This is a genomic window from Corynebacterium sp. MSK047, assembly GCF_030232285.1.
Lineage (GTDB): Bacteria > Actinomycetota > Actinomycetes > Mycobacteriales > Mycobacteriaceae > Corynebacterium > Corynebacterium jeikeium_D.
On record NZ_JASPJI010000007.1, the window covers coordinates 25,761 to 52,075 of the forward strand.

Annotated in this window: 23 protein-coding genes; 6 read left to right on the forward strand and 17 right to left on the reverse strand. The window is 59.4% G+C overall.

The genetic code is table 11. The features are described from left to right. Positions 1–87 precede the first annotated feature (87 nt). The 5 genes from QP981_RS04045 to hisD all read right to left on the reverse strand — a co-directional run bounded on the left by QP981_RS04045 (position 88) and on the right by hisD (position 4,969). On the reverse strand, positions 88–1,509 hold the full coding sequence (locus QP981_RS04045) for an MFS transporter (RefSeq protein ID WP_284857491.1): 1,422 nt from the start codon (positions 1,507–1,509) through the stop codon (positions 88–90). Next, a complete protein-coding gene (locus QP981_RS11280; protein WP_016422950.1) occupies positions 1,510–1,722 on the reverse strand; it encodes a CG2302 family histidine operon protein in 213 nt (70 codons plus the stop codon). A gap of 71 nt (positions 1,723–1,793) precedes the next feature. Further along, positions 1,794–2,432: an imidazoleglycerol-phosphate dehydratase HisB gene (gene hisB, locus QP981_RS04050; RefSeq protein WP_284857489.1), complete on the reverse strand. Its 639-nt coding sequence runs from the start codon at positions 2,430–2,432 to the stop codon at positions 1,794–1,796. 45 nt (positions 2,433–2,477) lie between these two features. After that, positions 2,478–3,620 (reverse strand): histidinol-phosphate transaminase, encoded by a 1,143-nt coding sequence (locus QP981_RS04055; RefSeq protein ID WP_258225312.1) that lies wholly within the window; start codon positions 3,618–3,620, stop codon positions 2,478–2,480. Further along, complete coding sequence (gene hisD / locus QP981_RS04060) at positions 3,620–4,969, reverse strand: histidinol dehydrogenase (RefSeq protein WP_258225313.1); 1,350 nt, start codon at positions 4,967–4,969, stop codon at positions 3,620–3,622. Before hisD ends, QP981_RS04055 begins: the two co-directional genes overlap by 1 nt. Before the next feature lie 296 nt (positions 4,970–5,265). Between hisD and QP981_RS04065 the strand changes: the two genes are divergently transcribed. From QP981_RS04065 to QP981_RS04075, 3 genes are all read left to right on the forward strand, one after another. Then, complete coding sequence (locus tag QP981_RS04065) at positions 5,266–6,972, forward strand: hypothetical protein (protein ID WP_284857488.1); 1,707 nt, start codon at positions 5,266–5,268, stop codon at positions 6,970–6,972. Positions 6,973–7,049: 77 nt separating this feature from the next. Continuing rightward, a complete protein-coding gene (locus QP981_RS04070; RefSeq protein WP_284870002.1) occupies positions 7,050–8,840 on the forward strand; it encodes a hypothetical protein in 1,791 nt (596 codons plus the stop codon). Between the two features lie 50 nt (positions 8,841–8,890). Beyond that, positions 8,891–9,466, forward strand: coding sequence for a hypothetical protein (locus QP981_RS04075; protein WP_101687517.1), 576 nt, complete (start codon positions 8,891–8,893; stop codon positions 9,464–9,466). 37 nt (positions 9,467–9,503) lie between these two features. Here QP981_RS04075 and nadC read toward each other — a convergent pair whose 3' ends face one another. From nadC to bioB, 6 genes are all read right to left on the reverse strand, one after another. Beyond that, positions 9,504–10,385: a carboxylating nicotinate-nucleotide diphosphorylase gene (nadC, locus tag QP981_RS04080; RefSeq protein WP_284857486.1), complete on the reverse strand. Its 882-nt coding sequence runs from the start codon at positions 10,383–10,385 to the stop codon at positions 9,504–9,506. A gap of 6 nt (positions 10,386–10,391) precedes the next feature. After that, on the reverse strand, positions 10,392–11,981 hold the full coding sequence (gene nadB, locus QP981_RS04085; RefSeq protein ID WP_350309522.1) for an L-aspartate oxidase: 1,590 nt from the start codon (positions 11,979–11,981) through the stop codon (positions 10,392–10,394). Continuing rightward, positions 11,962–13,038, reverse strand: a complete 1,077-nt coding sequence (gene nadA, locus QP981_RS04090; protein WP_410193892.1) for a quinolinate synthase NadA — start codon at positions 13,036–13,038, stop codon at positions 11,962–11,964. Before nadA ends, nadB begins: the two co-directional genes overlap by 20 nt. Before the next feature lie 292 nt (positions 13,039–13,330). Beyond that, complete coding sequence (locus QP981_RS04095) at positions 13,331–13,909, reverse strand: hypothetical protein (protein ID WP_284857485.1); 579 nt, start codon at positions 13,907–13,909, stop codon at positions 13,331–13,333. A 75-nt stretch (positions 13,910–13,984) separates the two neighbouring features. Further along, positions 13,985–14,287 carry a biotin synthase auxiliary protein BsaP gene (gene bsaP, locus QP981_RS04100; RefSeq protein ID WP_048734678.1) on the reverse strand — a complete coding sequence of 101 codons (303 nt, stop codon included), beginning with the start codon at positions 14,285–14,287 and terminating at the stop codon, positions 13,985–13,987. After that, positions 14,274–15,281, reverse strand: coding sequence for a biotin synthase BioB (bioB, locus tag QP981_RS04105; protein ID WP_016422961.1), 1,008 nt, complete (start codon positions 15,279–15,281; stop codon positions 14,274–14,276). Before bioB ends, bsaP begins: the two co-directional genes overlap by 14 nt. A 191-nt stretch (positions 15,282–15,472) precedes the next feature. Between bioB and QP981_RS04110 the strand changes: the two genes are divergently transcribed. Beyond that, positions 15,473–16,141, forward strand: a complete 669-nt coding sequence (locus QP981_RS04110; RefSeq protein WP_284857484.1) for a TetR family transcriptional regulator — start codon at positions 15,473–15,475, stop codon at positions 16,139–16,141. Between the two features lie 40 nt (positions 16,142–16,181). Here QP981_RS04110 and QP981_RS04115 read toward each other — a convergent pair whose 3' ends face one another. The 5 genes from QP981_RS04115 to QP981_RS04135 all read right to left on the reverse strand — a co-directional run bounded on the left by QP981_RS04115 (position 16,182) and on the right by QP981_RS04135 (position 21,505). After that, on the reverse strand, positions 16,182–17,546 hold the full coding sequence (locus QP981_RS04115) for a Na+/H+ antiporter family protein (protein ID WP_016422963.1): 1,365 nt from the start codon (positions 17,544–17,546) through the stop codon (positions 16,182–16,184). Positions 17,547–17,635: 89 nt separating this feature from the next. After that, entirely contained in the window at positions 17,636–17,995 is a 360-nt protein-coding gene (locus QP981_RS04120) for a biotin/lipoyl-containing protein (RefSeq protein ID WP_016422964.1), read from the reverse strand. Positions 17,996–18,066: 71 nt separating this feature from the next. Next, a complete protein-coding gene (locus tag QP981_RS04125; RefSeq protein ID WP_176719111.1) occupies positions 18,067–18,372 on the reverse strand; it encodes a hypothetical protein in 306 nt (101 codons plus the stop codon). Then, the gene (locus QP981_RS04130; protein WP_049193986.1) at positions 18,372–19,985 is read right to left on the reverse strand and encodes an acyl-CoA carboxylase subunit beta; all 1,614 of its coding nucleotides are present in this window, start codon (positions 19,983–19,985) and stop codon (positions 18,372–18,374) included. The genes QP981_RS04125 and QP981_RS04130 overlap by 1 nt, the downstream gene beginning before the upstream one ends. A gap of 23 nt (positions 19,986–20,008) precedes the next feature. Further along, positions 20,009–21,505: a methylmalonyl-CoA carboxytransferase subunit 5S gene (locus QP981_RS04135; protein ID WP_049170291.1), complete on the reverse strand. Its 1,497-nt coding sequence runs from the start codon at positions 21,503–21,505 to the stop codon at positions 20,009–20,011. Positions 21,506–21,779: 274 nt separating this feature from the next. On the opposite strand from QP981_RS04135, the gene glgX reads away from it, so the two are divergent. Then, the gene (gene glgX / locus QP981_RS04140; RefSeq protein ID WP_049193987.1) at positions 21,780–23,921 is read left to right on the forward strand and encodes a glycogen debranching protein GlgX; all 2,142 of its coding nucleotides are present in this window, start codon (positions 21,780–21,782) and stop codon (positions 23,919–23,921) included. Between the two features lie 171 nt (positions 23,922–24,092). Here glgX and QP981_RS04145 read toward each other — a convergent pair whose 3' ends face one another. Further along, entirely contained in the window at positions 24,093–24,335 is a 243-nt protein-coding gene (locus tag QP981_RS04145) for a HigA family addiction module antitoxin (RefSeq protein ID WP_005510305.1), read from the reverse strand. A gap of 323 nt (positions 24,336–24,658) precedes the next feature. Here QP981_RS04145 and QP981_RS04150 point away from each other — a divergent pair, with 323 nt between their 5' ends. Next, on the forward strand, positions 24,659–26,302 hold the full coding sequence (locus QP981_RS04150) for an exonuclease domain-containing protein (RefSeq protein WP_070595599.1): 1,644 nt from the start codon (positions 24,659–24,661) through the stop codon (positions 26,300–26,302). Positions 26,303–26,315: the final 13 nt, after the last annotated feature.

Sequence of the window (26,315 nt, forward strand, 5' to 3'; positions counted from 1 at the left end):
CGCCGGGGGTTGCATCTAATAACCAAAAAGAGTGGCTGCGCAAGAACTTGCGCAGCCACTCTTTTTCAAACGTCTCTTTGTATGTAGTTACTTCTTCTTGCGGTCCCGAACCGTCAAACGCGTCACTGCATTCTTTGCCGGGCGGGCAACACGCACAGCGGCCTCCGGCGTACGACGCTTCACGGCATCCCCCAGACGACGCAGCGTAGCGCGGGTGTTCTGGTATTCCGCCACGCGGTGCTTTCCGATGATTCGGTCGAGCACCGCACCAATGAGGCCAACTGCCAGCAGAGCTGCCGCAAAGGCAAAGACAGCCGGGTACGGACGGAGTGCAGCCGCGGCTACGGCTCCCAGAACGAACGAGCCGATACCAGTGCCCGAGTCAAAGGACATGTTCCAGAAGGCACTGGCCTCAGCAGTACGGTCACGCGGCAGGCGGGCAAACATCAGCAGCAGAGCCTCATTTTGCACTATGCCGAAGCCCGCGCCGTAGAAAATGGCCGCAACCAGCAGCAGCCAGGCCGACAGATCAAAGAGAACCACGCCGGACATCATCAGCAGGCCAATAAAACCACTGATCAATGCCGGAATCAGCAGAATTCCAGCCTCCGACTTCCGGTCGGCGTAGATTCCTGCGAAATAACGGAACACCATCTGCGCGCCACCGAGAACAGACAGCGACAGGCCAGCCACAACCGCACCGGAGACCAGATCAATTTCGCGAGCTGCCGGGGCAAGGAATGCGGAAATACCACCAAAGCCCATCGCAATCGTGCAAATTGCGAGCGCGGGAATGGCCACCAGCTTCCATGTGGCAACGTGCTCAACGGGGCTCGGCTGAGTTGCTGCAGATCCGGGCACAGGATCGCCGACGTCTTCCTTGCCGCCCTTGCCCTCCTTCGGCGCTGGCTTAATCTTCGGAATGAATAGGGCCATCACCGAGCCAACGAGCGAAATGACGGCACCCAGAATATAAACCGGAGTGTAGGAGCCAGTCTTGTCCGCGATGATGAGACCAAGCGGCAGGAAAATGAGCTCGGACAAACCAACGGCCACACCAAGCACACCGGAGGCTTTCCCCAGGAACTTCAGGGGCACAAGCTCTGCAATCAATGCGGACTCGGCGACAGTCAGCGCACCGAAGCCCATACCGCGGAGAACCGCAATGATGAGCACCAAAGCAGCATCGGTGCCAAAGATGTGCAGAATCGTCGGCAAGCCCAGAAACAAACCTGAAATCAGCATGGTCATGCCGTAGCCAAGACGGCGACACATACGTGGAGTCTGCGTTTGCGTGAGAACTGTGGCGGCCATAAAAACACCGGTGTAGGCACCGGCGAGCGAGGTTCCACCGCCATCGTCAAGAATTGCCTGCGGAATGACAGGCATGAGGAGTGACCAGCCACCGAAGGCGGCCATCACGGCGACTAGCGTAGGTACTAGTCCGGGCGCTTTCCACATGCTGTCCAGTTCGTCCAACTGCTTGCGGTCCATCACCCGGGACGCCATTTACTCCATCACTCCTATCAACCACAAAATTGCGCCGGCAAGCGCGATCACAGATAAGAGACCAAGGACAATTGTTCCGACCCTCGATCCGGATTTATAGAGTGACCACGTTCCGCCCACCAGCAGACCAGCGACAATGAACAAAAAATAAGTGCTCAGCGTCGATGCGGTAGACACCTGCGCTAAAAGCACGTCTACAGACGTTGTTACCATCGATTCCCCTAAAATGCCAGCTAAGGCGGATTTTCCGGTTTCCTACAGCGGCCGTCTACTACAGCTGCGACCTACAGAGTGCCCTTGGTCGACGGCACACCGTGGACGCGCGGGTCGTCCTCGACGGCAGCACGCAGGGCACGGGCCACAGCCTTGTACTCAGCCTCGGTGATATGGTGCGGATCGCGCCCGTAGAGACAGCGAACATGCAGCGCAATACGGGCATTTAGGGCGAAGGACTCAAAGAAGTGCTCGTTGATAACCGTTGCGTAGTGGCCACCAATAACGGCAGTCAACATCTGCTCTGGCTCGCCAGTGCCAACAAAATACGGACGGCCCGACACGTCAACCACTGCGTGCGTCAGCGTTTCGTCCATCGGAATGAAGCAGTCACCAAAGCGGCGAATACCGGACTTATCCCCCAGTGCCTGGGCAAACGCCTGCCCCATAACGATGCCGGTGTCCTCCACCGTGTGGTGCGCATCGACATCGGTGTCGCCGTTGGCGTGCACAGTCAGGTCGAAGCTGCCGTGGGAGCCGAAAGCGGTCAACATGTGGTCGAAGAACGGCAGACCGGTCGAAATATCGGTCTTGCCGGTGCCATCGAGATTCACCGAGCAGACGATGCTCGATTCGCGGGTGGCGCGCTCGACACGGCCAACGCGCTCAGTGCGCTCTGCCTCCAGATGGGCCTTATCACTGAAGTGCATAAGTCAGATCTCTCCTTGTAGTGGGATGTACCGGCAGCATTTCGCTTAAGCCAGCGCGGTCGCTGCCAATTTCTTGGCCGCCGCCAGCAGCGCATCATTTTCGCTGGGCAGACCAATAGTGGCACGCAGACGACCGGACACGCCAACATCGCGGATGAGTACTCCCTCATCCAAGAAGCTCTGCCATGCCGCCGCGGCATCGGCGAAGCGCCCGAAGAAGACGAAGTTCGAGTACGAGTCAATCACGTCGTAGCCATAGCTGTTCAGGGCGGCTACGACGCGGTCACGCTCGTCGGCAAGCTTTGCGACGGTCGACAGCGTCGCATCCGAGTGGCGGAGTGCAACCGTGGCTGCGGCCTGCGTCAACGTCGACAGGTGGTATGGCAGACGTACGAGCATCACAGCATCAATAAATGCCGGGTTAGCAACGAAGTAGCCGAGGCGGCCTCCGGCGAAGTCGAAAGCCTTGCTCATCGTGCGGGAGACAACCAGCTTCGACGGGAACTCAGCCAGCAGCGTTGTCGCCGACGGCTCCTCAGTGAACTCGGCGTAGGCCTCATCGACAATGACGATGCCCGGCGCGGCTTCAATAATGCGGCGCAGGTCAGCGAGCGTGGTCAGGTTGCCAGTCGGGTTGTTCGGAGTCGTGATGAAGATGACGTCAGGACGGTGCTCGGCAATTGCCGCGAGCGCACTATCCAGGTCGATGTCGAAGGTCTCCGGGTCGCGGTCGATGCCGATGAACTCCGTCTGCGTGCCGGACGAGAGGATCGGGTGCATCGAGTAGCTGGGCACAAAGCCCATTGCGCTGCGCCCCGGCCCGCCGAACGCCTGCAGCAGCTGCTGGAGAATCTCGTTGGAGCCGTTGGCAGCCCATACCTGGTCGACGGTGATGTCGACGCCAGTCTGGCGGGTGACATAGTCGGCGAGTGCGCTGCGCAGTGCTACTGCGTCACGGTCCGGGTAGCGGTTGAGGTCAGAGGCGACCTTCTCCACTTCTGCGACCAGGTCGGCGATGAGGTCATCGGATGGCGGATACGGGTTTTCGTTGGTGTTCAGGCGAACATCGACGTCGAGCTGCGGAGCACCGTAGGCTTCCTCGCCGCGAAGTTCGTCGCGCAGCGGCAAATCTGCCAGCGCCAACTTAGCTACCGACGGCTGTGGCTGATTCTCAGGCTGGTTGCTCATTAGTTGTTCCCCTTTTCTGCGCCATTGCCCTCAGAGCCGAGAAGCGTCTCAAAGCGGGCACGGATGGCCTCGCCGTGCGCTGGCAGTCGTTCTTCGTTGGCCAGGACTACTACGCTGTCGGCAACTTCCTTCAACGCGGCCTCGTTGTAGTCAATCATGTGGACCGACTTGAGGAAGGTGTGCGTTGACAGGCCCGAGGCGTGGCGGGCGGTGCCGGAGGTCGGCAACACGTGGTTAGAGCCGGCCGAGTAATCGCCCAGTGGCACCGGCGAGAAGCGACCGATGAAGATTGCGCCAGCGTTCGTAATACGTTCGGCATCGGCCTGCGCGTTTTCGGTGTGGATCTCCAGGTGCTCAGCGGCGTAGGCATCTGCAACCTGGACGCCGATATTCATGTCGTCGACAAGCACGATGCCAGACTGATCGCCGGTGAGCGCCTCGCGAACGCGGTCGGCGTTCATGGTGACCTCGTAGCGGTTTTCGACCTCGCGGTCGACGGTGGCGGCGAAATCGGCGTCGTCGGTGATAAGTACGCTGGCGGCCATGACGTCGTGCTCAGCCTGGGAAATCAGGTCGTAGGCGACGGAGACAGGATCAGCGGTGTTATCTGCGAGAATGGCAATTTCGGTCGGGCCAGCTTCGGCGTCGATACCGACGACCGAGCGGCACAGGCGTTTGGCGGCGGTAACGAAGATGTTGCCCGGACCGGTGACCATGTCGACCGGCTCGAGGCTCTCGTTTTCATCGCCGTATGCGAGCAGTGCGACAGCCTGTGCACCACCGACGGCCCATACCTCGGTCACGCCAAGCAGCTTGCAGGCGGCCAGAATGGTCGGGTGCGGCCAGCCGTCGTTGTCGGCCTGCGGCGGAGAGGCGACGACGAGGGACTCCACACCCGCTTCCTGAGCTGGGATGACGTTCATCAATACGGACGACGGGTAGACGGCGTTGCCCCCGGGGACGTAAAGACCGACGCGCGAAACCGGAATCCACTTCTCGCGGACAATGCCGCCGGGCAGAATTTCGACAGTCTTATCATTCGGCTTCTGAGCAGCGTGGAACGCGCGCACACGCCCGATGGACTCCTGCAGAGCAGAGCGGACATCGTCTTCCAGCGCAGCTTCCGCGGCATCGATAACCTCCGCTGGAACGCGCATGGATGCCGGACGAATACGGTCGAACTTCTCGGAGTACTCCATCGCCGCTTCCACACCATGGGCTGCCACGTCATCGACAACGGGCTTGACCGTGGGAATCATCGAATCAACGTCTGCCGCACCACGCGGCAACACTCGACGCAGAGTGGCGGTGGTGGGAGTCTGACCGCGAAGATCAATAGTGGACAACATAATTAATTAGTAACCGCCTATTCGCACGATGGATTCATACGTGAGCACTTCAGAGTGACAAAGAAATGACAACAAAGTATTGAAAATCTGGGTCAAAGCCAAAGACTTTATCCACGGTTTTCGCTACTATTCGCCCTTAAAGGCACCCTTGAGTATGAACTAAGCATATCTTTCTCACGTTAGGTTCATACCGATTGCCCCATTTAACCCCTCATACTGTGGCGCAAGTTAGCTCCGCCACAGTGACCCATTACAGTGTTAAGGAAAGTAGTAACCAGTCGTAGAAAGGTCAGCTGTTGAACCAGGAAGGAAACAGCCCGGATTTGCCGGAGCTCGTCGCAGCCTATGCAGACGCGACCGCAGCCGACAATTCCCTGGCCACGCGCCAACTGGAATCAGTTTTCGCGCATCATTTCTACAACCCACAGCTCTTTTCTGACCCGGAAGCCCACGGCGTTACCGAACACGTCGGCGCGTTTTACCGCATAGTCCGCGAGGTCACCGAATCGCTCGGCATGATGACGGCTGCGCACGATGCCGCCCTGAACTGGATGGTATGGGCATCCGATAACGACAACGTCCCGGAGTACTGGCGCGCCCGGGCACGGCTAGCGGCGGATGAAGCCCGCCGCTACACCACCTTTATCGCCGATGGCCCCACCTCTGCTGCCGCAGAGACCGAAATCCCACTCATCGCACGCATGAGCAGGGAGATTACATCGTACCGGGCACTCGTGCTTGCCGACGATCTGGATGCCCCAACCAGCAGTCACAGCGCGGTGACCACGGATGCGGATGGGCCGCGGCCGCAGGAATCGTCGGCAAGCGAAGAAGCGGAGGAGCCGTTTAGCCCACGCCAGTGGAAGAAGCGGGCAGCACTGACTGACGCGCTGATTCGGATTGCAAGCGCCCTGCGAAAGGTCAACCGCGAGGACTTGGCACGGGAGCTGCACGAGATGATTCGTGCACTGCCAAATGAGGATAAGTTTGAGTCGATTGCGCTGGCGAAGACTCTGACGGAGGCATCACTGCTGCACCGAGCCGGGAAAGTCGTCGACGCAGCGCGACTTTGCGCCTCACAGCTCAATGCAATCGGTAACCGCTCCGTAATCGCGGGCCTTGAGCTGAGGCAGAATTTGGCACGGTACTCGATAGAGACCGGTAATAGCGATACCGCGTTCCGAATGCTGTCAAACAACGTGGCAGTCGCGGACCAGCACAGACTGGACACTGACTATATTCTCGCGGTTCGTGAGATGGCAGACATCAACTTCGAGGTGGCACACAACAAGCCCGATGCCGGGGAGATGCTGAAGCTAACTCAGCGCGCCCAGGATGTGTCGGCAGACTACCCCAACTGTGAAGTCACCATGGAAATCGCGCTGCTGAAGGCAACGGCACTGTACGAACTCGGAGATTTCCGTCATGCCGGCCAGGAAGCGGAGTCGGTTGCAAAGTGGTCTGAGCCTACCGAGGATGCCGCACGTACTGATTTTTCCTGTGCCATTGCGGCGGAATCGGCAGTCCAAGAGGGAAATACTGAGCATGCTGCAGTGCTCTTCGACGCACTGGCCGATATTCGTGCCGGATACTCGTCCCCGATTTCGCCTGCGGAAACTCTGATGGATGCCGCACTATCACTCAGTAACGTGGGCGCCACAAGTGAGCTGACCGACCACCTGATGGAACGCTCACGTGGCTACGTGGTTGGGTCCTGGGAATCGGCCAAGTGGCACGAAGCACAGGCGCTGTTGTGCTGGTCTGTGTGGGACAACGACGGCGTGTACAAGTACGCCGACGAAGCTGCCGAGCTTTTCTTAGAAGCCCACGCCCCTGCCGACGCCGCCCGCACGCTGACTATCGCAGTGCGTGCTGCTGCTAGTGATAACAATGAGGATCGCGCCCGCCGGTTCGCGGTTCGCATCGGCGACCTAGTCGGCCCGGATCACCCAGTGCGCGATGAAGTTCGTGGACTAATGCGTAGCTTTTCAAACCCGGATTAACAGCGCACCCGACTGCACAGGTCTGAAAAACAAAGCAGTTTTTGCATCTTCCCGATGCCACGGGCGAAGATAGTCCAATGGTCTGGTGGGAAGAAGAAAACTCTGAGTCTGGAATTCAAGTTGGCGATTGGGATGCCGGCATCGCTGCCGACTACGCGTCAGGGAATTCAGAAGACGCATCAGCAACGGAGAACTCGTCCGAACCCCTGGACTTTCCTCCCCTGCCCAATCCGCTAAAGGCATTACCGGACTCTCTCCCGGAGTTGCTGGTTATTTCCCGCAAGGCCGGTGCCACGCTCGACCACGTCACCAGTTGGCGCGCTGTCACCAAATTCGCCCACACGTACTGGTTGGCCGACGCACCTACCAACTCCCCCGATGTCATTGGCGAATTCCACGCGCTCAGGCACGCAGTCGCCGACCAGCTGGAATTAGTAGAAGAAGCCGCTGCTGCACGCGCCGAGTGGCTGCGCTGGGCAACTGAGGCCAACATCCGCCCCGCGATCTTGCACGCACGCTCCTACGGAGCATTCGCCGAGGCAGAGGCCTTCATCGACACCAACCCGGGTGATGCCATCACCGGCCGGCGCCCCGAGGACTCCGAAATCCCAGAGCTGATCAGTCTTACTAAGGACATCGTCGCCACCACACCACAGCCCGGGGAGGCCTATTACTACCTGGTCAGCGCGGCTGTTGCTGGTGCCGCAGCATCGCTGGCGCGCCGGGCGGAAATCGCCGGTCAACTCTCTGAATGGTCCGTACGCTGGGCACCAAAGCGAAGCAGTTTTGATGACCGCAAGCTGTTGGAGGCGCAGCTCGCGCACAGCCGTGGTGAGCTGCGCAGGGCCGCCCGCATCGCAGCCAGCGTCGCGGCAGCCCCTCAGTCGGAACCCGTCACCACGACGATTGAAGCTCGCCAATTCCTGGCTTTCCTCTCTCTGGAAGCTGGTGAGGAAGCGGAGGCAATCCGCCAGCTACGCCCAATCGTGCAGGCTGGTCTCGATGCAGGACTCACGGTCGCGGTGCTTCGCAGCGTGCGTCTGCTCTGTGCGCTTCTCAACGCCCACGGCGATTTCGCGGAATCCGCCGAGATTGCCCGGCGCGCGCTCGCCAGTGCCGAAGGCATGCCGGTTAACCCCATCACCATGGATATCCAGCTCGTTTTGGCCCGCAGTCTCCTCGACGCCGACGAGGTTGACGAGGCGCTGCGCTTTGCCGAACCAGTTGCGCACTGGTCAGCATTTACCGCCGATGAAGAACGCACCGACGCGGCATTTTCTATTGCCTCCACAGCCGCGGGGCTCGGCAATGATCCCCGCCGAGCGGCAAAGCTGCTCATCGAGCACGGCGAGCATCTTGAACGCAACGGCGATACCAAGGGCGCTGCCAAGGCCTACCGCCAGGCTGCGCGTTCCATCATTCATGTCATCGACCTGGTCATTTCCGAAGAGGGCTCCGAATTCACCGCCGAGATCGTCTCCGAGGATGCTTCCGCCGCCATTGACCACACGCTCAACGAGGCTGAGGACCTTCTGCTGCGTTCTCAGAAGCTCATCTCCGACGACTGGTCACTCGCCGACTGGCACGACGATGCCGCCTACGTCTTCTACTCCGCTGGCCGGGACACTTTGGCCATCAACCATGTGGAAGCCGCCGCGAAGGGCTACCTGCAGTCCGGTGATGGCGAGGAAGCCGCCCGCGCGCTGCTGGCGGGGGTTCGCTACCGTCTCGACGCGGGTGATTCCGACGGTGCCGCCACCTATGCTCGGCGCGTCGAAGAGCTTCTGCCCCGCGACGTGTGGGAAGGCCATCCTGTTCTCGATGCCCTTGACGTCATCATCATTCAGTCGCTTGACGACGAATACTAGCGCCCCGCCCACTTCGGTGCTGGCGGTGGCACAAAGTAGAGTGTTAGGTCATGACTACTTCTGGTGATTCCGCGACTTCTAGCCCACAGCAGCTTTTCGACGCCGCCACGGCATTGGCTGAGGAAAACAACCTCTGGGAAGCAGCCCTAACTCTGATGCAGGGGTTCGAGGAGCTCGGCGACAAGGCTGATGCCCCGCAGACCGACAGTCTAGGGCGCCCCATCCGTGGCTCTGCACCGAAGCTGATGGACAAGGCCGCGGACTGGTTGGATTTGCTGGATAACCTGGAGAAAGACGGCTTCGAGCCGACTGCGGACACCCCACCGCGCCACCTGCGCTGGGCGATGTGGCACACCTTGAACGGCCAAGCAGAGATTCGTCGAGGACATCAAGGGCGCGCCATTGATCACCTGGAGTTGGCGGCGGGACTTTTCCAGTCCGATAACCTCAATATCCAGGCCGTGCCTCTGCTTGCACAAATTGCACAGTGCCACCTGCATTTGGGCGATGTCGCTGCTGCAGAGAAGGCACTTTACCGCGCACAGGAAACCTGTGATGAGCGGTCGCGGGAGCGCTGGGGGTCGGCACTAAGCGAGATTGGCGCGGAAATCGCCCGTCGCCTGTAGGCGAAGCTGCGAAGCGATACCGGGGGGGCTGATTCAGCTACTGCTCGTCGAAGTCGAGTCCGACATCGAACACCTTGGCCGAGTGGGTTAGCGCGCCCACAGCCAGGTAATCGACACCACAGGACGCGTACTCACGAGCCACATCGATGGTCAGTCCACCAGAGGACTCAAGCTGCGTGGCCGGAGAAATCTGCGAGCGGCGCTGCACCGCAATCTGGGTCTCCCAGACCTCGAAGTTGTCCAGCATGACGATGTCCGGCTTCATCGGCAGGATTTCATCGAGCTGTGCGAGGGTATCGACTTCCACCTCACACGGCAGCTCCGGGTACTGATTCCGCACCCTCTTCAACGCACCGGACACGGAACCGACAGCCACCACGTGATTGTCCTTAATCAGTGCTTCATCGCCCAAAGCGTAGCGGTGGTTAATTCCGCCGCCGCAAGTCACCGCATACTTCTCCAAGTTGCGCAGCCCCGGCAGCGTCTTTCGGGAATCGCGCACCCGCGCACCGGTGCCAACAATCGCGTCAGCCCACTGGCGCGTCGCAGTAGCTACACCACTGGCGTGCGTGAGGATATTCAGCATTGCCCGCTCAGCAGTCAGCAACCCCCGAGTCGGCGCAGAAATCGTTGCCAGCACTGTGCCAGGACGCACCAGGGTGCCATCTTCAACGTGCTTTTCGACGGTGAACTCACCCGAGATGACCTCCTGCAGCGTCCACTCCACCGCATCGATTGCCGCGATAACGCCCTCTTGCCGGGCCACCAGGCGGGCGCGTGCCTGCGCAGATGCCGAGACTGTCGACAGCGAGGTCACATCCGGCCCGAAGCTCATGTCTTCCTGTAGTGCCGTCCGAATGAGGCCACGGGTGATGTTTTCGTTCAGCACCCCGCGCAGAGTGTCCTTCTCAAGAGTCATGGTTGGCTAATCCCCGTCCTTTTCAAACCAAGTGTGGCACCCCAAAGTATATGGTCGTGCCAATGCTGCTTCGACGACTTTCCTTGCGGCCACGACCTGAACCGATTGCGGGAGCCGATCGATAACCGCCAACGCCTGCCGCAAACTCTGCTCATTACGCGTTACACCAGCGCCTTCCTGCATCGCCGTCTGCAACCGGAAAAGCTGGCGCGGTTCCAGTTCTGGCCGTGGCTGTGGCAGGCCTTCAACCGCCGCTGCGAATTCCTCGTCCCCGACCGGCACAGCGTGTGTTTCAGCGACTTTTTCGGCCACCCGCTTGCCGACGACCAGTCCCTCCAGCAACGAATTGGAGGCCAACCTGTTGGCACCGTGAAGTCCCGTCGCGGAGCATTCGCCGGCCGCAAAGAGACCCGGCACGCTAGTTGCACCGAATGGGTCGACGGCAATGCCACCACAGGTGTAGTGGACCGCCGGGGCCACGGGAATGAGGTCCTTGGTCGGATCAATCTCCGCTGCGGTCAGGCCCGCTGTGATCGTCGGAAAGCGGGCGGCGAAGTTGTCGATGTGACGTGCGTCGAGGAAGACGTGGTCCTCGCCGAGCTCGCGCATGCGGGTCGCGATGGCGCGCGAGACGATATCACGCGGAGCCAGGTCCCCGCGAGGGTCAACGCCGGCGGTCACGCTGTTTCCCCGGGAATCGACGAGAAAGGCTCCTTCACCACGGACAGCCTCGCTGATGAGATGGCGTCGGCCGGTGCCATCTGATGCCGAGCGCTCGTCATAGAGCACCGTCGGGTGGAACTGGATAAACTCCATGTCCCGAATCTCTGCGCCAGCATCGGAGGCCATGCCGATAGCCTCACCGCGGGCGCCCGAGGGAGCCGTGGTCGCGCGGTAAATATGGCCCACGCCGCCGGTAGCCAGCAGAGTTGCGCTAGCGCGAATAGCGCCGCCACCACGGGGATCCGCTACCAGCGCCCCCAGCACGCGGCCGTCATTGCCAACGATGAGCTGGCGAGCTGTAGCGTTTTGCAGTACTCGCACGCCGGTAACTGAGGCTTCTAGGGCGCGCTCAATTTCAGCACCAGTGGCGTCACCACCGGCATGCATGATGCGCCGCGCGTGGTGTCCGCCCTCTTTGGTACGGGAATGTACGGCCGGGTTATCCGGTGCCGGGTCGAATGTGGCGCCTAGCCCAATCAGCCACTCGGTCGCCGCAGCGCCAGCACGGATGATAGAAGCCACGGCCCCTTCATCGCAGTGGCCGGCACCGGCATCGAGAGTATCCGCGATGTGGGAATCAATGGTGTCGTCGAACCCGTTGGCCACATGGCCGCTGGGGTCGTCGTCAAGCCCGACGACCGCGAGCCCGCCCTGGGCGAGATTCGTGGCAGCATCGGCGAAACGCAGCTGTTTGCGGGCACCGACGCGCCACTCGACGCTGTCGATAACCAGCACGTCGAGGCCGAGCTCAAGAGCCCGACGCGCAGCACTGAGCCCTGCGACTCCCCCGCCGATGACGAGGAAGTCACACGTCAGTGTCCAACTGTCGAATGATGGGCGCAGACCAAACGTGTTACTCGCCTCCGCCTGGATTACCGATGGCGATCATGCGCTCGACCGAAGCGCGCGCCTTGTCGGCGACATCCGGCTCGACATCGACTTCGTCGGTGCCTTCGACGAGGCAGCGCAGCAGAGCCGCCGGAGTGATGAGCTTCATGTACGAGCAGGAAGCGCGGTCGTTGACCGGCTCAAAGTCGACATCCGGCGCGGCCTTGCGCAGCTGGTGGAGCATGCCCACCTCAGTGGCCACGAGCACCTTGCCGTTGGGCTTGTTCTCCTTCAGCTTCTGCGCCTCGGTCAGCATCTCGCCGGTGGAGAGCATCTGCACGCGCTCGGGCTCGATGGTGCCTTCACCTGCGAGGTAAATCGCAGAGTTCGCGCAACCGCACTCCGGGTGAATGAACAGCTGCGAATCGGCGTTCTCCTCCGCGCGGTACGCGAGTTCCTCACCGTTGATGTTGGCGTGGACGTGGCACTCACCAGCCCATACCTTGATGTTGTCGCGGCCGGTCTCACGGCGGACGTGTGCGCCGAGGAACTGATCCGGGTTGAACAGGATCTCCTGGTCTTCCGGGATGGACTTGACCACGTCGACGGCGTTGGAGGAAGTACAGCAGATGTCGGTCAGAGCCTTTACGTCTGCCGTGGTGTTGACGTAGCTGACTACCAGTGCGCCGGGATTCTCTGCCTTCCACTCGGCCAGTTCGTCTGCGGTGATGGAGTCCGCCAGGGAGCAGCCGGCGCGCTCGTCCGGAATAAGGACGGTCTTCTCTGGGCTCAGAATTTTGGCGGTTTCCGCCATGAAGTGGACACCACAGAAGACGATGACGTCAGCATCGGTTTCCGCAGCGATGCGGGAAAGTCCGAGGGAGTCGCCTGTGTAATCGGCAATATCCTGAATCTCCGGCAGCTGGTAGTTGTGCGCAAGAATTACGGCATTGCGTTCGCGGGCGAGGCGCTTAATCTCCTGGGCCCAGCGCTCATCTGCAATTACGCCACCGTAGCGGCCATCTTTATCGACTACCGATTCGTACAGATCCGATTCAAGGCGCGGCAGGCTGGAAGCATTGGCCGCAAGGCTGGTATTCACGGAAAACTACGTCCTTACTTCAATGGGCTGTGGCTACGACCGGAGAAAACGCCGTCACCGTTACCGGCAACGGTCCCCGGAGGCATTCGCAGCGGACTCAAACGGGCAAGTGCAAGAGACCTAAGCTCGCCACACAATATCGAAAAAGCCCCTAAATCGGGGCGAATACTGACATCGAGGACGAACCTATTTCCCAAAATTGTAAGGCTTGTATAAGCCTATTTCCCAATAACTACCCCTGTTCAGTAGGAATTAGTGCTTTACGACGGCCCCCACGCCGAACCTCTCCGTCTCACTTAGTGACCGAATCTGCGTCCGTAACATTGTCTGCAGCGCTCTCGTTGCCTTCCGTGAAGTCCGTTTGGAACAGCACCCGGGACCACAGTGCGAGCATGGCAACCAGTGGCGCGACCAGCAGTGCTACATAGGTTTTGAAGTCTGGAATCACCGAGAACTTATCGCCCGGCTGCATTCCCGCCAGATCCGGCTGGAGCAATGCCGCAACCGACTGACCGACGAGGTACGTCACTGCTGCGCTCATCAACGCGGAGAAACCTGCCCATCCAATTGCCGTGAGCATCTGCACAGGAGTCGTGATGGCACGGTTTCGGAAGGTAGTAATTCCCAGCACCAGGCCGCTGATGGCAGTGACAGCAACAAACCAGAGCAGCCCGATAAAACCAGCGTCAACGGTTTCCTGAATAATCGCCAGTTGGTTATCTGGGAGCATTTGCACCTGCTGCTTGGGGCGCAGGAATGCCCAGGCCACTCCCGCTATCGTTCCCGTTACAACGGAGAAGAGAACAATACCCGAGGCCATTGCCACGCTCTGCTTTTCAACGTGCGGGACTCGGGTATTTTTCATGGTCATAGTTGACTAACTTACCTCACGGCGCACATCCAGTACTAGCGTGCCCGAATGGCGCACTAGCACAACCAGCGCCTTTTATCGCTGCTCCAACATAACGGAGTCCACTTCGCCGTGGCGCGAGCACTTTGCAGTCCAGCCGTCCGGACGCACCTGCACCACCATCCGGCGCCCACAGAGCTGACAGAATCGAGGCGCCTCCAGTCCAGCTTTTGCACCATAGGAGCGTTCGCGCACTTCACCAGCTTCGAGGTCGGCGCCGGTAAAAGGATCGAACTTGGGATCGTCCCCCAGCACCATGGCCTGGAGCAGCTCCGTGGAGTCGACTTTCTTACCCCGCGTCGCACGCGGGCTAGATGTCCGAGGCTTAGACAGTTGCATTGAGGGCCTTAATTGGAAGTCGTACCTTGCCAAGCATGTCCAGATCCTGCTCCGCCGGACGGCCCAGCGTGGTCAGGTAATTACCGACAATGACAGCGTTGATACCGCCGAGCAGCCCCTTTTCTGCGCCCAGGTCGCCCAGGGTGAGCTCACGACCACCAGCAAAACGCAGGATGGTCTTCGGCAGGGCCAGACGGAAGGCACCGATGGCGCGCAGTGCGTCCTTGGCTGGCATCGGCTCGCGACCGGCGAACGGAGTGCCCGGACGCGGGTCGAGGAAGTTCATCGGCACCTCGGTCGGGTTGAGCTCCGCCAGGTCCTGAGCGAACTCGGCACGCTGCTCAAGGGTCTCTCCCATACCCAGGATGCCGCCACAGCAGACCTCCATACCGGCTTCGCCGACCATGCGCAGGGTGTCATGGCGCTCTTCCCAAGTGTGGGTGGTCACGACCTGCGGGAAGTAGCTCTTAGCGGTCTCAAGGTTGTGGTTGTAGCGGTGAATACCAGCCTTGGCCAGGCGATCCACCTGCTCCTGCGTCAGAATGCCCATAGAGGCGGCCACATTAATGTCAACCTCTGCCTGAATGGCGGCGACGGCCTGTTCCATCTGGCTGAGCAGTCGCTCGTCCGGCCCCTTTACTGCAGCAACGATGCAGAACTCAGTCGCACCCGACTTTGCAGTCTGCTTTGCGGCGTCCACCAGTGCCGGGATATCCAGCCATGCCGAACGCACCGGGGACTCGAACAGACCCGACTGCGAACAGAAGTGGCAGTCCTCTGGGCAGCCGCCAGTCTTCAGCGAGATAATGCCTTCAACCTCGACCTCTTCGCCGCACCACTTCAAGCGCACCTCATGCGCCAGTGCCAGCAGATCCTCGATGCTGTCGTCATCGAGGTTCAGAACTGCCAGGGTCTCCTCATAGTTCAGCCCCTCACCGCGGCCGAGCACCTTTTCTCGGGCGAGTTCCAAAATGTCCTGCTGCTGTTGAGTCATGGGGGTGATGCTCCTTGAGGCTGGGGATAAAACTTGAACACCGTTTCAGAAGTTGTTCAGTTATCAAACTTAATACCGCAGCTACAGAATGTCGAACAGGGTTCAATTCCCGTCGTGTCGCGGATTTACGCTCCCCATTTCAGCCTTGAGACATCTTCCAGATGATTCTTCTTTCGTCTACGGTAGGCAGTGTGCAATTGACCAAGGACATCATTGTCGACGCAGCTCTCACCATTCTCAACGAGTACGGACTCGGCGATCTCACAATCCGCCGCCTGACTCGCCACTTGGGTACCGCCGCTGGCGCAATGTACTGGCACTACCCTTCCAAGCAGGCACTGCTGGGCGCCGTCGCTGACCGCATCTTGGCTCCCTGCACAGAGTTTTCCGCCACAGGCGATTGGCGTGCCGACATCGAAGCCGTCGCCGAGCTGCTCTACTCCTGCCTCACCGCTCATCGGGATGGCGCCGAGGTCGTCTCGGCCGCGCTCGCTACGGGCACCGCCACGATTCGCCCCGAACAACTGCTTGCCGACGTCCTGGAGAATGCATCCGAAACCTCCATCAGCACCCCATTAGCGGGTGATACCGCGTCTGTCCTCGTGTACTTCATTCTCGGTGCGACAGTCGACCAGCAGACAGCCATCGCGCTTAATCTAAATGGCGCCAAGGGCGTTTCCGACAATGGTGATGCCAGTGGCGAGAACACCGCCGGTAAGGACGCTGAGGTCGCGACTTCCCCTGAAGATACGGCTACACAGACAAAAGAGCTCGGCCGCCAGCGCATTGCACTGGGAACCGAGCTCTTTATCGCCGGAATTGCGGGGGTTGCGGGGACTAAGGGAATTGCAGGTCACTAAGCCCCGCTGAAACAATCACGCTCACGGTCACGCCCCGGCGCTAGAGCACCAGAGCTGCTACCCAACCAGCTGCCAGCAGCGGCAGGTTGAAGTGCAGGAAGGTCGGAATAACCGAATCGCGAATGTGGTCGTGCTGCCCGTCGGCATTGAGACCCATCGTCGGGCCGAGCGTCGAGTCCGATGCCGGCGAACCAGCATCGCCCAGAGCACCTGCAGTACCAATGATGGCGACGGTAGCCATCGGCGAGAAGCCCAGCGATACACACAACGGCACATAGATGATGGCGATAATCGGCAGCGTCGAGAAGGACGAACCAATACCCATCGTGACCACCAGACCAACGACCAGCATGGCGAATGCAGCGGCAGGCTTGTTGCCCGCAAACAGCTCTGCAGTAGCGGTCACCAGCGGCTCGATTTGGCCGGACTCCGACATCACCGAGGCGAAGCCCTGTGCAGAAATCATGATGAAACCAATCAGGGCCATCATCTTCATACCGGCGGTGAACACGTCGTCCGCCTCACGCCAGCGCACGGCGCCGGTGAGCATGAAGATTGCCAGACCAGTGAGTGCACCAATCAGCAACGGATCGGCATCGGTCTCCATAGAATTCATCACAATCTGGACGACGAAAGTCACCACGATTGCAACGAGAGCGACGATAACTCGGTACTTCGACACCGGTTCGTCAGACTGGGTTTCTGCGTGTGAGGACTGGGCAATCGGCCGATCTTCGTAATGCCGTGGCTTCCGGTAGGAGAAAAATACGGCAATGGCCAGACCGGCCAGCATGCCGAGAGCCGGGATGCCCATCGTCATCATGATGTTGATATTGGAAACATCAAGGCCAGCATTCTCGATGTTCCCCAGCAGGATGTCGTTCAGGAAGATAGAACCGAATCCGACCGGAACCCACATGTAGGTGGTGACCAAACCGAAGGTCATCACACTGGTAATCATTCGACGGTCGATGTTGAGGCGGTTAAATACCGGCAACAGCGGCGGAATAATCAGCGGGATAAACGCAATGTGAACTGGGATGAGGTTCTGCGACATAATCGCCATGGCCAAAATGCCGGCGACCATACCCCACTTGGTCCATGCCTCTGCCTTAGATTTAGCGCCTTCATCCTCCGTACCGATCTTGGCAATCAGCCAATCGGCCAGCAATTTGGGCAACCCAGAGGATGCCACTGCCATGGCAAAGGCACCCAGCATGGCATAGCTCAGGGCAATCTTCGCACCACCAGAGAGGCCTTCCTGGAAGGCAACCATTGTGGCATCGAGCCCCATACCGGCGGAAAGACCACCGACTAAGGCGCCAATAAACAGCGCTAGCACAACGTGTACCCGGCAGACCGCCAGGATTAGCATCACCAAAACGGCGAGAAGAACGGCATTCATAAGGAAAATATTAAGGCAACCTTAAGTATTTCCAGCAACCGGGGCTAGAAAGACTTCACCCCAAAATCTTTACACCCCGGCTAATGCGGCTAATCAATCGAGACGAGTCCCTGGCCGCCCTGCACTGCGTCGCCGACTTCGACATGAATAGAGCCGACGGTGCCTGCAGCCGGGGCCGTAATCTCGGTTTCCATCTTCATTGCCTCGAGAATGAGCAGCACCTCCCCAGCCTCAATCTTCTGGCCTTCCTCGACCAAAATCTTGCTGACCGAACCTGCCAGTGGCGCCACCACCGAATTGGCGGAGACACCCGAGACACTAGCGGTGGCCGGCTCAACGGAAGCGCTCGACGATCCACCCAACACGATGGGCGAAAGACGCTTGGGCTCCTCAACTACTTCAACGTCGACATCGTAGGCAATGCCGCCGACAGTCACTTTCAATTTCATGGCTCAACAATCCTCACGTAGCAAAAGTCAATGAGTCAGACTCAATTAAGTCGGGTATCGAAAATTTCCAACTAACGCAGGTTGCGCTGCTGCTGGATCTGGCGTCCCTGCGCAGCCCACGTCTTATGGCGGTTGTATCGAATTGCCTTCACCTTGCCGCGATTGCCCAGGTACGCAGACACTGCTGCCGAAATAGCGATGACAGTATCCTCGGGGATATCTGCGTCCACGCGTTTGCGCAGTTCAGCCAACTCGCTTTCTGCCTGATTCAGGCGTGCCGTGGCTTTCTGCAAGCTTGTCGAGGTCGCATCCAACCGGTCGTTCAGTTCAGCGACGAGCGCTCGCAGCTCCTTAATCTCACCGATGCCGTCAGACATTACTGTGGCCCCAATCCGTGCTTCTTGGCCGGGCGAACCTCGCGCTTGTTACGCAGAACCGACAGTGCGTCAGCCACACGCAGGCGGGTTTCCGCCGGGTCAATCACGTCGTCGACCAGTCCGCGCGAGGCGGCGACATACGGCGTCGAGAAGCGTGTCTTGTATTCGGCGATACGCTCGTCGCGCACGCGCGCCTGCTCTTCCTCGTCGCCCGCTGCGGCAATTTCCTTTCGGAAGACCACGTTGACCGCACCCTCTGCGCCCATCACCGCAATTTCCGCGGTCGGCCATGCGAATACGTAGTCCGCGCCGAGGTCCTTCGAGCACATCGCCAGGTACGCACCTCCGTAGGCCTTACGCATGACGACGGTCACCTTGGGCACAGACGCTGCGGAGTATGCGTAGAGCATCTTTGCGCCGTGGCGGATGATGCCGCCATGCTCCTGGGTGACGCCCGGCATGAAGCCAGGAACGTCAACCAGGGTGACCAGCGGGATGTTAAAGGCATTGCAGAAGCGGATGAACTTTGCGCCCTTGTCCGAGGAATTGATGTCCAGCACACCGGACATCACGTTCGGTTGGTTGGCGACAAAGCCCACGGTACGCCCCAAAACTCGACCAAAACCAACGACTAGGTTGGTGGCAAAACCCGCCTGGCACTCGAGGAAGTCGCCATTGTCGGCGATACGGATTATGACCTCGCGGACGTCGTAGCCCTTCTTGCCATCGACGGGGACGATGTCGCGGAGCTCTGGATCCGGCTCGGCGTCGAATACCGGATCCACGATTGGTGGCTCTTCCGTGTTGTTCTGTGGCAGGAAGCTTAAGAGCTTCTGCGCAATCAGGATGGCCTGCTCGTCATCGTCGGCAACGAAGTCAATATTGCCGGCCTTGGCCATGTGCGCATCAGCGCCACCGAGCTGCTCGGAGGTGACTTCCTCGCCGGTCACCGACTTAATAACGCCCGGGCCGGTGATGAACATCTGTGCCTTGCGAGTCTGAATAATGAAGTCGGTCAGCGCTGGCGAGTAGGCAGCGCCACCAGCACATGGGCCTGCAATGATGGAAATCTGCGGCACCAGACCGGATAGCCACACGTTGTTGTAGAAGACCTGGCCATAGCCCGACAGAGAGTCAATTCCCTCTTGAATGCGAGCGCCACCGGAGTCGTTGATGAAAACGAACGGAGTGCCGTTGTCGGCAGCAGCGCGCATGGTGGCCGCAACCTTGCGGGACTGCGTTTCACCAGCGGAGCCACCCATGACCGTGAAATCCTGGGAGGCCACATGCACTGCCCGGCCGAGAACCGCAGCAGTGCCGGTGACCACACCGTCGGCAGGCGCGTCGGCAGTATCCATGCCGAAGTCGGTGGTGCGGTGAGTCATGAACATGCCGGTTTCACGGAAAGTGCCCTCGTCGACGAAGTTGTCGATACGCTCGCGGGCAGTCATCTTCCCACGTTCGTGCTGCTTGGCCTGGCGGGCTTCACCGCCACCGGCCTCAACACGGCGACGCTGAGCATCCAAATAATCCAGGCGCTCCGCCATCGAGGCGTCGACGCCCGGCGCGACGGCATCCGCCGAATTCGGCTGGTTTGCTGAACTTTGCGACATTGCTATCTCTTCTCCCGATGTTCCTAGGCGGGTTCCACCTGGACGGTCTGCGAGCGACCGCCAACGGTGACCTTGTAGCGAATTGGCTCGCGAATGGCATTGGCAGCACCAGAGGCCTGCTCCGCCTCGCGCTTGAGCTGTTCGGCAGTCTTACCGACGTTCTTCGGCCCTTCGCCGCGCGTGGTGAAGAATCCCGGTGCGACGGATGGGAACAGTGCGTTGGTCAGGACGTCCTCGGCGGTGCCGTTGTAACCGTCGAGCTCCTTGGCCTGCTTGACCAGGTCGTCCCACTCGGGCTCGAGGAGATCAGCCGGACGAACAGTGATTTCTTCCTTCTTGGTCTGTTCCGCTGCCTGCTTAATCAGCTCTGGGTTGCGCTCACCCGGGCACTGCCCGTAGTAGCCGAGCATGAGGTCAGCGAACTCAGCCGTCATAACCTTGTAGCGTCCCATCAGCACGTTAAACACAGCTTGCGTGCCGACGATCTGCGAGCTCGGAGTCACCAGCGGCGGGTAACCGGCGTCCTTGCGGACAATCGGTACTTCACGCATGACCTCTTCGACGCGGTCGCCCGCGCCCTGGGCCTTGAGCTGGTTTTCCATGTTCGACAACATGCCGCCAGGAATCTGCGACATGAAAATATCGGTATTGACCAGGGTTTTCGACTCGAACTCTGCGTACTTCGGACGCACCTTGCGGAAGTGGTCACGAATGGTGATCAGGTTATCCATGTTCAGGTCGGTGGTGTAGTCGGTTCCCTCCAACATTTCCACCAGCGACTCGGTCGGGTTGTGCCCCGGGCCCAGCGACATCGACGAAATTGCCGTGTCCACGACATCCGCCCCAGCTTCGATGGCCTTCATCAAAGTCACCATCGTGACACCGGTGGTCGAGTGACAGTGGACGTTAATCTGGGTGTCCTCGCCGTAAGTTTCCTTGATGCCGCGGATGATGTCGTAAGCCGGCTGAGGTTTCAGCAGCGCTGCCATGTCCTTCAACGCAATGGAGTCCGCCCCCATATCCAGTAGACGACCAGCGAGCTTCACGTACCCGTCGACGTCGTGAAGCGGAGACGTCGTGTAGCAGATCGTGCCCTGCGCATGCTTGTCGACGTTCTTAACTGCGCGCATGGCGTGCTCGAGATTGCGTGGGTCGTTAAGCGCGTCGAAAACACGGAATACGTCCATACCGTTTTCAGCAGACTTTTCGACGAACTTGTCAACCACCATGTCCTCGTAGTGGCGGTAACCGAGGAGATTTTGACCGCGCAACAGCATCTGCAGGCGACTGTTCGGCATCAGCTTGCGGAATGTCCGCAGGCGCTCCCAGGGGTCTTCATTAAGGAAGCGGATGCAGGCGTCAAAGGTTGCGCCGCCCCAGCACTCCACACTCCAAAAACCGGCCTTGTCCATTTCTTCACAGACATCGACCATGTCTTCCATAGCCATTCGCGTTGCCATGAGGCTCTGATGAGCGTCTCGGAACGCTACTTCCGTTACACCAATGGTTCGTGGACTCATAATTCCAAAAGTAAAGGCCTTTGGGGATCTTCGCGCGTTGGTGACCGCGAATATTGGGGATTCGGCCCCCACCAAGGTGCGTTTAGAGTGTCAAATTGCCCACTTGCAGGGTTAAATACTTATTTTCGCGCGAAGTTTATGCTCTTAACCGTTCGACTCGAATTTTTCCTTGGGGGTCGTTTTTGCGAAGTGCGCTCGACAGATGGGACGGATGGCGCGCCCACACGGGACCGAAAACGGCTCATGTTTTTTACAAAACAGTTAAGGTAGTCACATGAACCAAGCAAATACAGTCGGCGATTATCAAGTATGGCCGGGTGAGCCTTACCCGCTCGGATCTACCTACGACGGCGCTGGCACCAACTTTGCACTCTTTTCCGACGTTGCGGAAAAGGTTGAGCTTTGTCTGATTAGCGCCGAAGGCGAAGAAACACGCATTGAGTTGGAAGAAGTCGATGCGCATATCTGGCACTGCTACATCCCGTCTATCATGCCGGGCCAGCGCTACGCCTACCGCGTACACGGCCCATTCGATCCGGCCAACGGTAAGCGTTGCGACCCCAACAAGCTGCTGGTCGACCCATACGCCAAGGCTTTCGACGGCGAATTCGACGGTCACCCATCACTGTTCAACTATGACATTCATGACCACTCGAAGCGCAACACCGAGGACAGCCTGGGACACACCATGACCTCCGTGGTCATCAACCCATTCTTCGACTGGGGCGCTGACCGCGCACCTCGCACGCCGTACAACGAGACCGTGATTTACGAAGCCCACGTCAAGGGTATGACCATGACTCACCCGGATATCCCGGAGGAGCTACGTGGTACCTATGCCGGTCTCGCGCATCCGGCAATTATTGACTACCTCAAGGACCTTGGTGTCACGGCTATCGAACTGATGCCGGTCCACCAGTTCCTCCAGGACGACCACCTGCGCGAAAAGGGGCTGCGCAACTACTGGGGCTACAACACCTTCGGTTTCCTAGCACCACACCAGGACTACTCGGCTTCCCAAAAGCCAGGCGGAGCAGTCAGCGAGTTCAAGGGCATGGTGCGCGCATTTCACGATGCCGGCATTGAGGTCATCCTCGACGTGGTCTACAACCACACCGCCGAGGGCAACCACATGGGCCCAACCATCTGCTTCCGAGGCATCGACAACGAGGCCTACTACCGCCTGGTCGAAGGCGATCGCCAGCACTACATGGACTACACCGGCACCGGTAACTCCCTGAATGTGCGCCACCCACACTCGCTGCAGCTGATTATGGATTCGCTGCGCTACTGGGTCTCCGAGATGCATGTCGACGGCTTCCGCTTCGATTTGGCATCCACCCTGGCTCGAGAATTCCACGATGTGGATCGCCTCTCCGCCTTCTTTGACTTGGTGCAGCAGGATCCGATTGTCAGCCAGGTCAAGCTCATCGCAGAACCGTGGGATGTCGGCGAAGGTGGCTACCAGGTCGGTAACTTCCCACCGCAGTGGACTGAATGGAACGGTAAGTACCGCGACACCATCCGCGACTTCTGGCGCGGTGAGCCATCCACGCTCGGCGAGTTCGCTTCACGTATCACCGGCTCCTCGGACCTGTATGCAAACAATGACCGCCGCCCAACTGCGTCGATTAACTTCGTGACCGCGCATGACGGTTTCACCCTCAACGACTTGGTCAGCTACAACGAGAAGCACAATATGGCCAACGGCGAGGACAACCGCGATGGCGAGTCCCACAACCGTTCGTGGAACTGCGGTGTGGAAGGCCCGACCGACGACGAGCGCATCATTTCGCTGCGCGCCCGCCAGCGTCGTAACTTCCTGACCACTCTCCTGCTGTCCCAGGGCACTCCGATGATTAGCCACGGTGACGAAATGGGACGTGGCCAGAAGGGCAACAACAACGTCTACTGCCAGGACAACCGTTTGGCCTGGGTCGACTGGAATCAGACGCGTACCAACTCTGAACTGGTCGAATACACCCAGTTCCTGACTGAGCTGCGTGCGGAGCACCCAGTCTTCCGACGCCGCCGGTTCCTGCGCGGTGGCCCGCTCGGTGCGGAAACCGACGATCGTGACATTGCCTGGCTGACCTATGAGGGTCGTGTCATGACGACCGATGACTGGAACTTCGACTTCGGCAAGTCGTTGATGGTCTGGCTCAACGGCGATGCCATCACTGAGCCTGATCGCCGAGGTCACAGGATTGAAGATGACTCCTTCCTGCTGTGCTTCAACGCCCACCACGAGGACATCATGTTCCAAATTCCGGGCACCGAATACGCACACAGCTGGGAAGTCATCATCGACACCACAGAGATCACGGGTCGCCCGACCCGCGAGCGCATCGTTGAGCCAGAAGGCGAGCTCCGCGTGCCAGCCCGTTCTACCATCGTGCTGATCGAGCGGCACTAGCCGCATCCGCGTTGGGTGTAGGGGCCCGGGCCTGGGTTGGTTCCTACACAAAATCCCCTGTCGGCGGAAGACTTTTCTTCCACTGACAGGGGATTTTCGGCTCTGAGTTCAACTCAAAACAGGGTTTGGGTCAACACAGCACCGCGGGAGCCGAGCTGGCGTGAAGTCTTCTTACGCAGATGCGCGCATATTGAACTCCGCCTGAGAGTTCAACCAGTACTCCGGCTCGGTGTCAAAGTAGTCGGACAGTCGATTTGCGAGGTCAGTGGTGACCGCAGTGCGGCCGGTGCGAAAGCGCTCCAGAGTTGAGCTTGGCACGCCGATGGCAAGAGCCAGTCGGTAGATAGAGAGGTGTCGCGGCTCGAGGAAATTATCGTTCAAGATAGAACCAGGGTGCACAGGATGCGTGCTCAAAATGTTTACTCCTTATTTCATCGCTTCACTGGCATACGTTGTTTCCGCTTTGCCCTTCGCTTGAGCTCGAAAGCTCGAACGACCAGTTACCGCCGTTCGTCGAAAAGTATAAGGAGCGCCCGCTCAAAATGCATCCGGACATTTAACCCCCCAAAACATGTGGTTTTCAGGGGTACAGACACCCCCACTGTCCGAACGCTCCATAAATATTCCTATTTTTGTGGGCATTTCCACATTGTCGGAAGCCACGTGTACTCGGCGAGAACCGCAGGTACCACAGCCTCTATGGGGCTCAATCCGCCATCGGCGCTACCATCTAGTGCATGACTACGACCACGCCATCCTCCGAGCCCGCCGTCGTCTTCGAGCTCACAGGCGACACGGTGACTATTACCGCAGATGGGCTCCGCCTTACCCACACCATCAACACGGCCAGCACCGCCCCCGCGAAGCCCCTCCCGCTTACCGACGTTGCCGAGGTCGCATCGGCAAGTAAAAACGGTGTCTACACTCCGGCCAACCGCTTTTTCCCCGGCACGGTAGACCTCGGGGTAGCTTTACCAAAGGCCCGTGTGATGCCTCATCGTCAGGCAGCAGCGCAGTTGCTGGCAGACCTCGTGGCGGAGATAGCCAAGAATCCTGAGTTCTACAACTCAGCAGATGCTTTTACTTCCACGTTGATGCCGTGGGTGGCACAGCGCGCGGCGGTCACCGAAGGCGTGAGTGTGGTTGAGGGCGCGGGCGACGTCGTAAAGCACTCTGTGCCTTTTGCACCGCTTCCTACTGGGGATGAGGTTGCGGTGTCAGACATCGCACCGTTTGCGGCGTTCGATGTAGAGACAGCGAACGAAGACACCGGCTCGATTATTCAGCTTGGTGTTGCGGTCGTGCGTGGCGGGAAGGTGACGGATCGTTATTCCTGGATGTGCCGTCCGCCAAAGGGGCTGGAGTATTTTGATGAAGCCAATGTCGCGATTCATGGCATCACAGCGGCGGATGTGGCCGGTGAGCCGTCATTTCCGGAGCAGCTGGCGAAGTTTGTTGACGTCGTTGGGGATTTGGACGTAGTTGCTCACAATGCGCGGTTTGATTTCACAGCCCTGTCGCGGGCGTGCCGGGCGGAAGGCATTCCAGCACCGAAGTTGAATTTTGCGTGTACTTATATGTGGGCTCGGCAGATGCAGTTGGGGCTGCCCAACTTGAAGCTGCCGACATTGGCGGAGGCCGCGGGGACGTCGCTGGAGAATCATCATGATGCGACGGCCGATGCGGTCGCATGTGCTGAGGTAGCGCTGTGGTTGATGGAGCAGCAGCGCGCAACATCGGTGGCTGATTTGAGCCAGAAGGTCTCGCTGAGCTTGGGCCAGATTGGCAGTGGACGAGTGCGGATGGTGCGCTATGACCCGGCTGGTGTCGCCAGCACTGGTGCCGGGACCAACGCGGGAACTGGTGCTGGTGCTGGTGCGCAGTCCGGCAGTTCCGCGCCGTCACGACGGCCGCGTCGCAATGCGAAATGGGATGCGGCCAAGACACCGGACACCATTCCAGACCCGAATCCGGACGCGGATCCAAGCGGCCTGTTGTACCAGCAGCGGGTGACACTGACCGGTGATTTTGCACCGTATGACAAGGGCTTTCTGTGGGACAAGATTGCCTTTGCAGGTGCGAATATCAATAAGGGTGTCACGAAGAAAACGACCATTTTGGTCGCCGGTCCGTGGGATTCGGTGACGTCGAAGGAGAAGAGGGCTCGACAGCTGCAGGCCGAAGGCCAGGAAATCCAGATCTGGACTGAGAAGGAGCTCTTCACCGCACTCGGGCTGAATCCGGAAGAGGATGGCGCGTCCGAAGCGGGAGACACTGCGGAAGGAACACCTAGCGCCAGCACCGGGGACAACTCCAGTGAGTCGGTTCCAATGTTTGGTTCCACTTCCCTGCCGGGCGATGACGGAATGCCACCCTTCTAGGCCACGTTCACGA

Coding starts and splice junctions, on each gene's coding strand:
- QP981_RS04045 (WP_284857491.1), bottom strand. CDS start 1,509: ATGGCGTCCCGGGTGATGGACCGCAAGCAGTTGGACGAACTGGACAGC.
- QP981_RS11280 (WP_016422950.1), bottom strand. CDS start 1,722: ATGGTAACAACGTCTGTAGACGTGCTTTTAGCGCAGGTGTCTACCGCA.
- hisB (WP_284857489.1), bottom strand. CDS start 2,432: ATGCACTTCAGTGATAAGGCCCATCTGGAGGCAGAGCGCACTGAGCGC.
- QP981_RS04055 (WP_258225312.1), bottom strand. CDS start 3,620: ATGAGCAACCAGCCTGAGAATCAGCCACAGCCGTCGGTAGCTAAGTTG.
- hisD (WP_258225313.1), bottom strand. CDS start 4,969: ATGTTGTCCACTATTGATCTTCGCGGTCAGACTCCCACCACCGCCACT.
- QP981_RS04070 (WP_284870002.1), top strand. CDS start 7,050: ATGGTCTGGTGGGAAGAAGAAAACTCTGAGTCTGGAATTCAAGTTGGC.
- QP981_RS04075 (WP_101687517.1), top strand. CDS start 8,891: ATGACTACTTCTGGTGATTCCGCGACTTCTAGCCCACAGCAGCTTTTC.
- nadC (WP_284857486.1), bottom strand. CDS start 10,385: ATGACTCTTGAGAAGGACACTCTGCGCGGGGTGCTGAACGAAAACATC.
- QP981_RS04095 (WP_284857485.1), bottom strand. CDS start 13,909: ATGACCATGAAAAATACCCGAGTCCCGCACGTTGAAAAGCAGAGCGTG.
- bsaP (WP_048734678.1), bottom strand. CDS start 14,287: ATGCAACTGTCTAAGCCTCGGACATCTAGCCCGCGTGCGACGCGGGGT.
- bioB (WP_016422961.1), bottom strand. CDS start 15,281: ATGACTCAACAGCAGCAGGACATTTTGGAACTCGCCCGAGAAAAGGTG.
- QP981_RS04115 (WP_016422963.1), bottom strand. CDS start 17,546: ATGAATGCCGTTCTTCTCGCCGTTTTGGTGATGCTAATCCTGGCGGTC.
- QP981_RS04120 (WP_016422964.1), bottom strand. CDS start 17,995: ATGAAATTGAAAGTGACTGTCGGCGGCATTGCCTACGATGTCGACGTT.
- QP981_RS04125 (WP_176719111.1), bottom strand. CDS start 18,372: ATGTCTGACGGCATCGGTGAGATTAAGGAGCTGCGAGCGCTCGTCGCT.
- QP981_RS04130 (WP_049193986.1), bottom strand. CDS start 19,985: ATGTCGCAAAGTTCAGCAAACCAGCCGAATTCGGCGGATGCCGTCGCG.
- QP981_RS04135 (WP_049170291.1), bottom strand. CDS start 21,505: ATGAGTCCACGAACCATTGGTGTAACGGAAGTAGCGTTCCGAGACGCT.
- glgX (WP_049193987.1), top strand. CDS start 21,780: ATGAACCAAGCAAATACAGTCGGCGATTATCAAGTATGGCCGGGTGAG.
- QP981_RS04150 (WP_070595599.1), top strand. CDS start 24,659: ATGACTACGACCACGCCATCCTCCGAGCCCGCCGTCGTCTTCGAGCTC.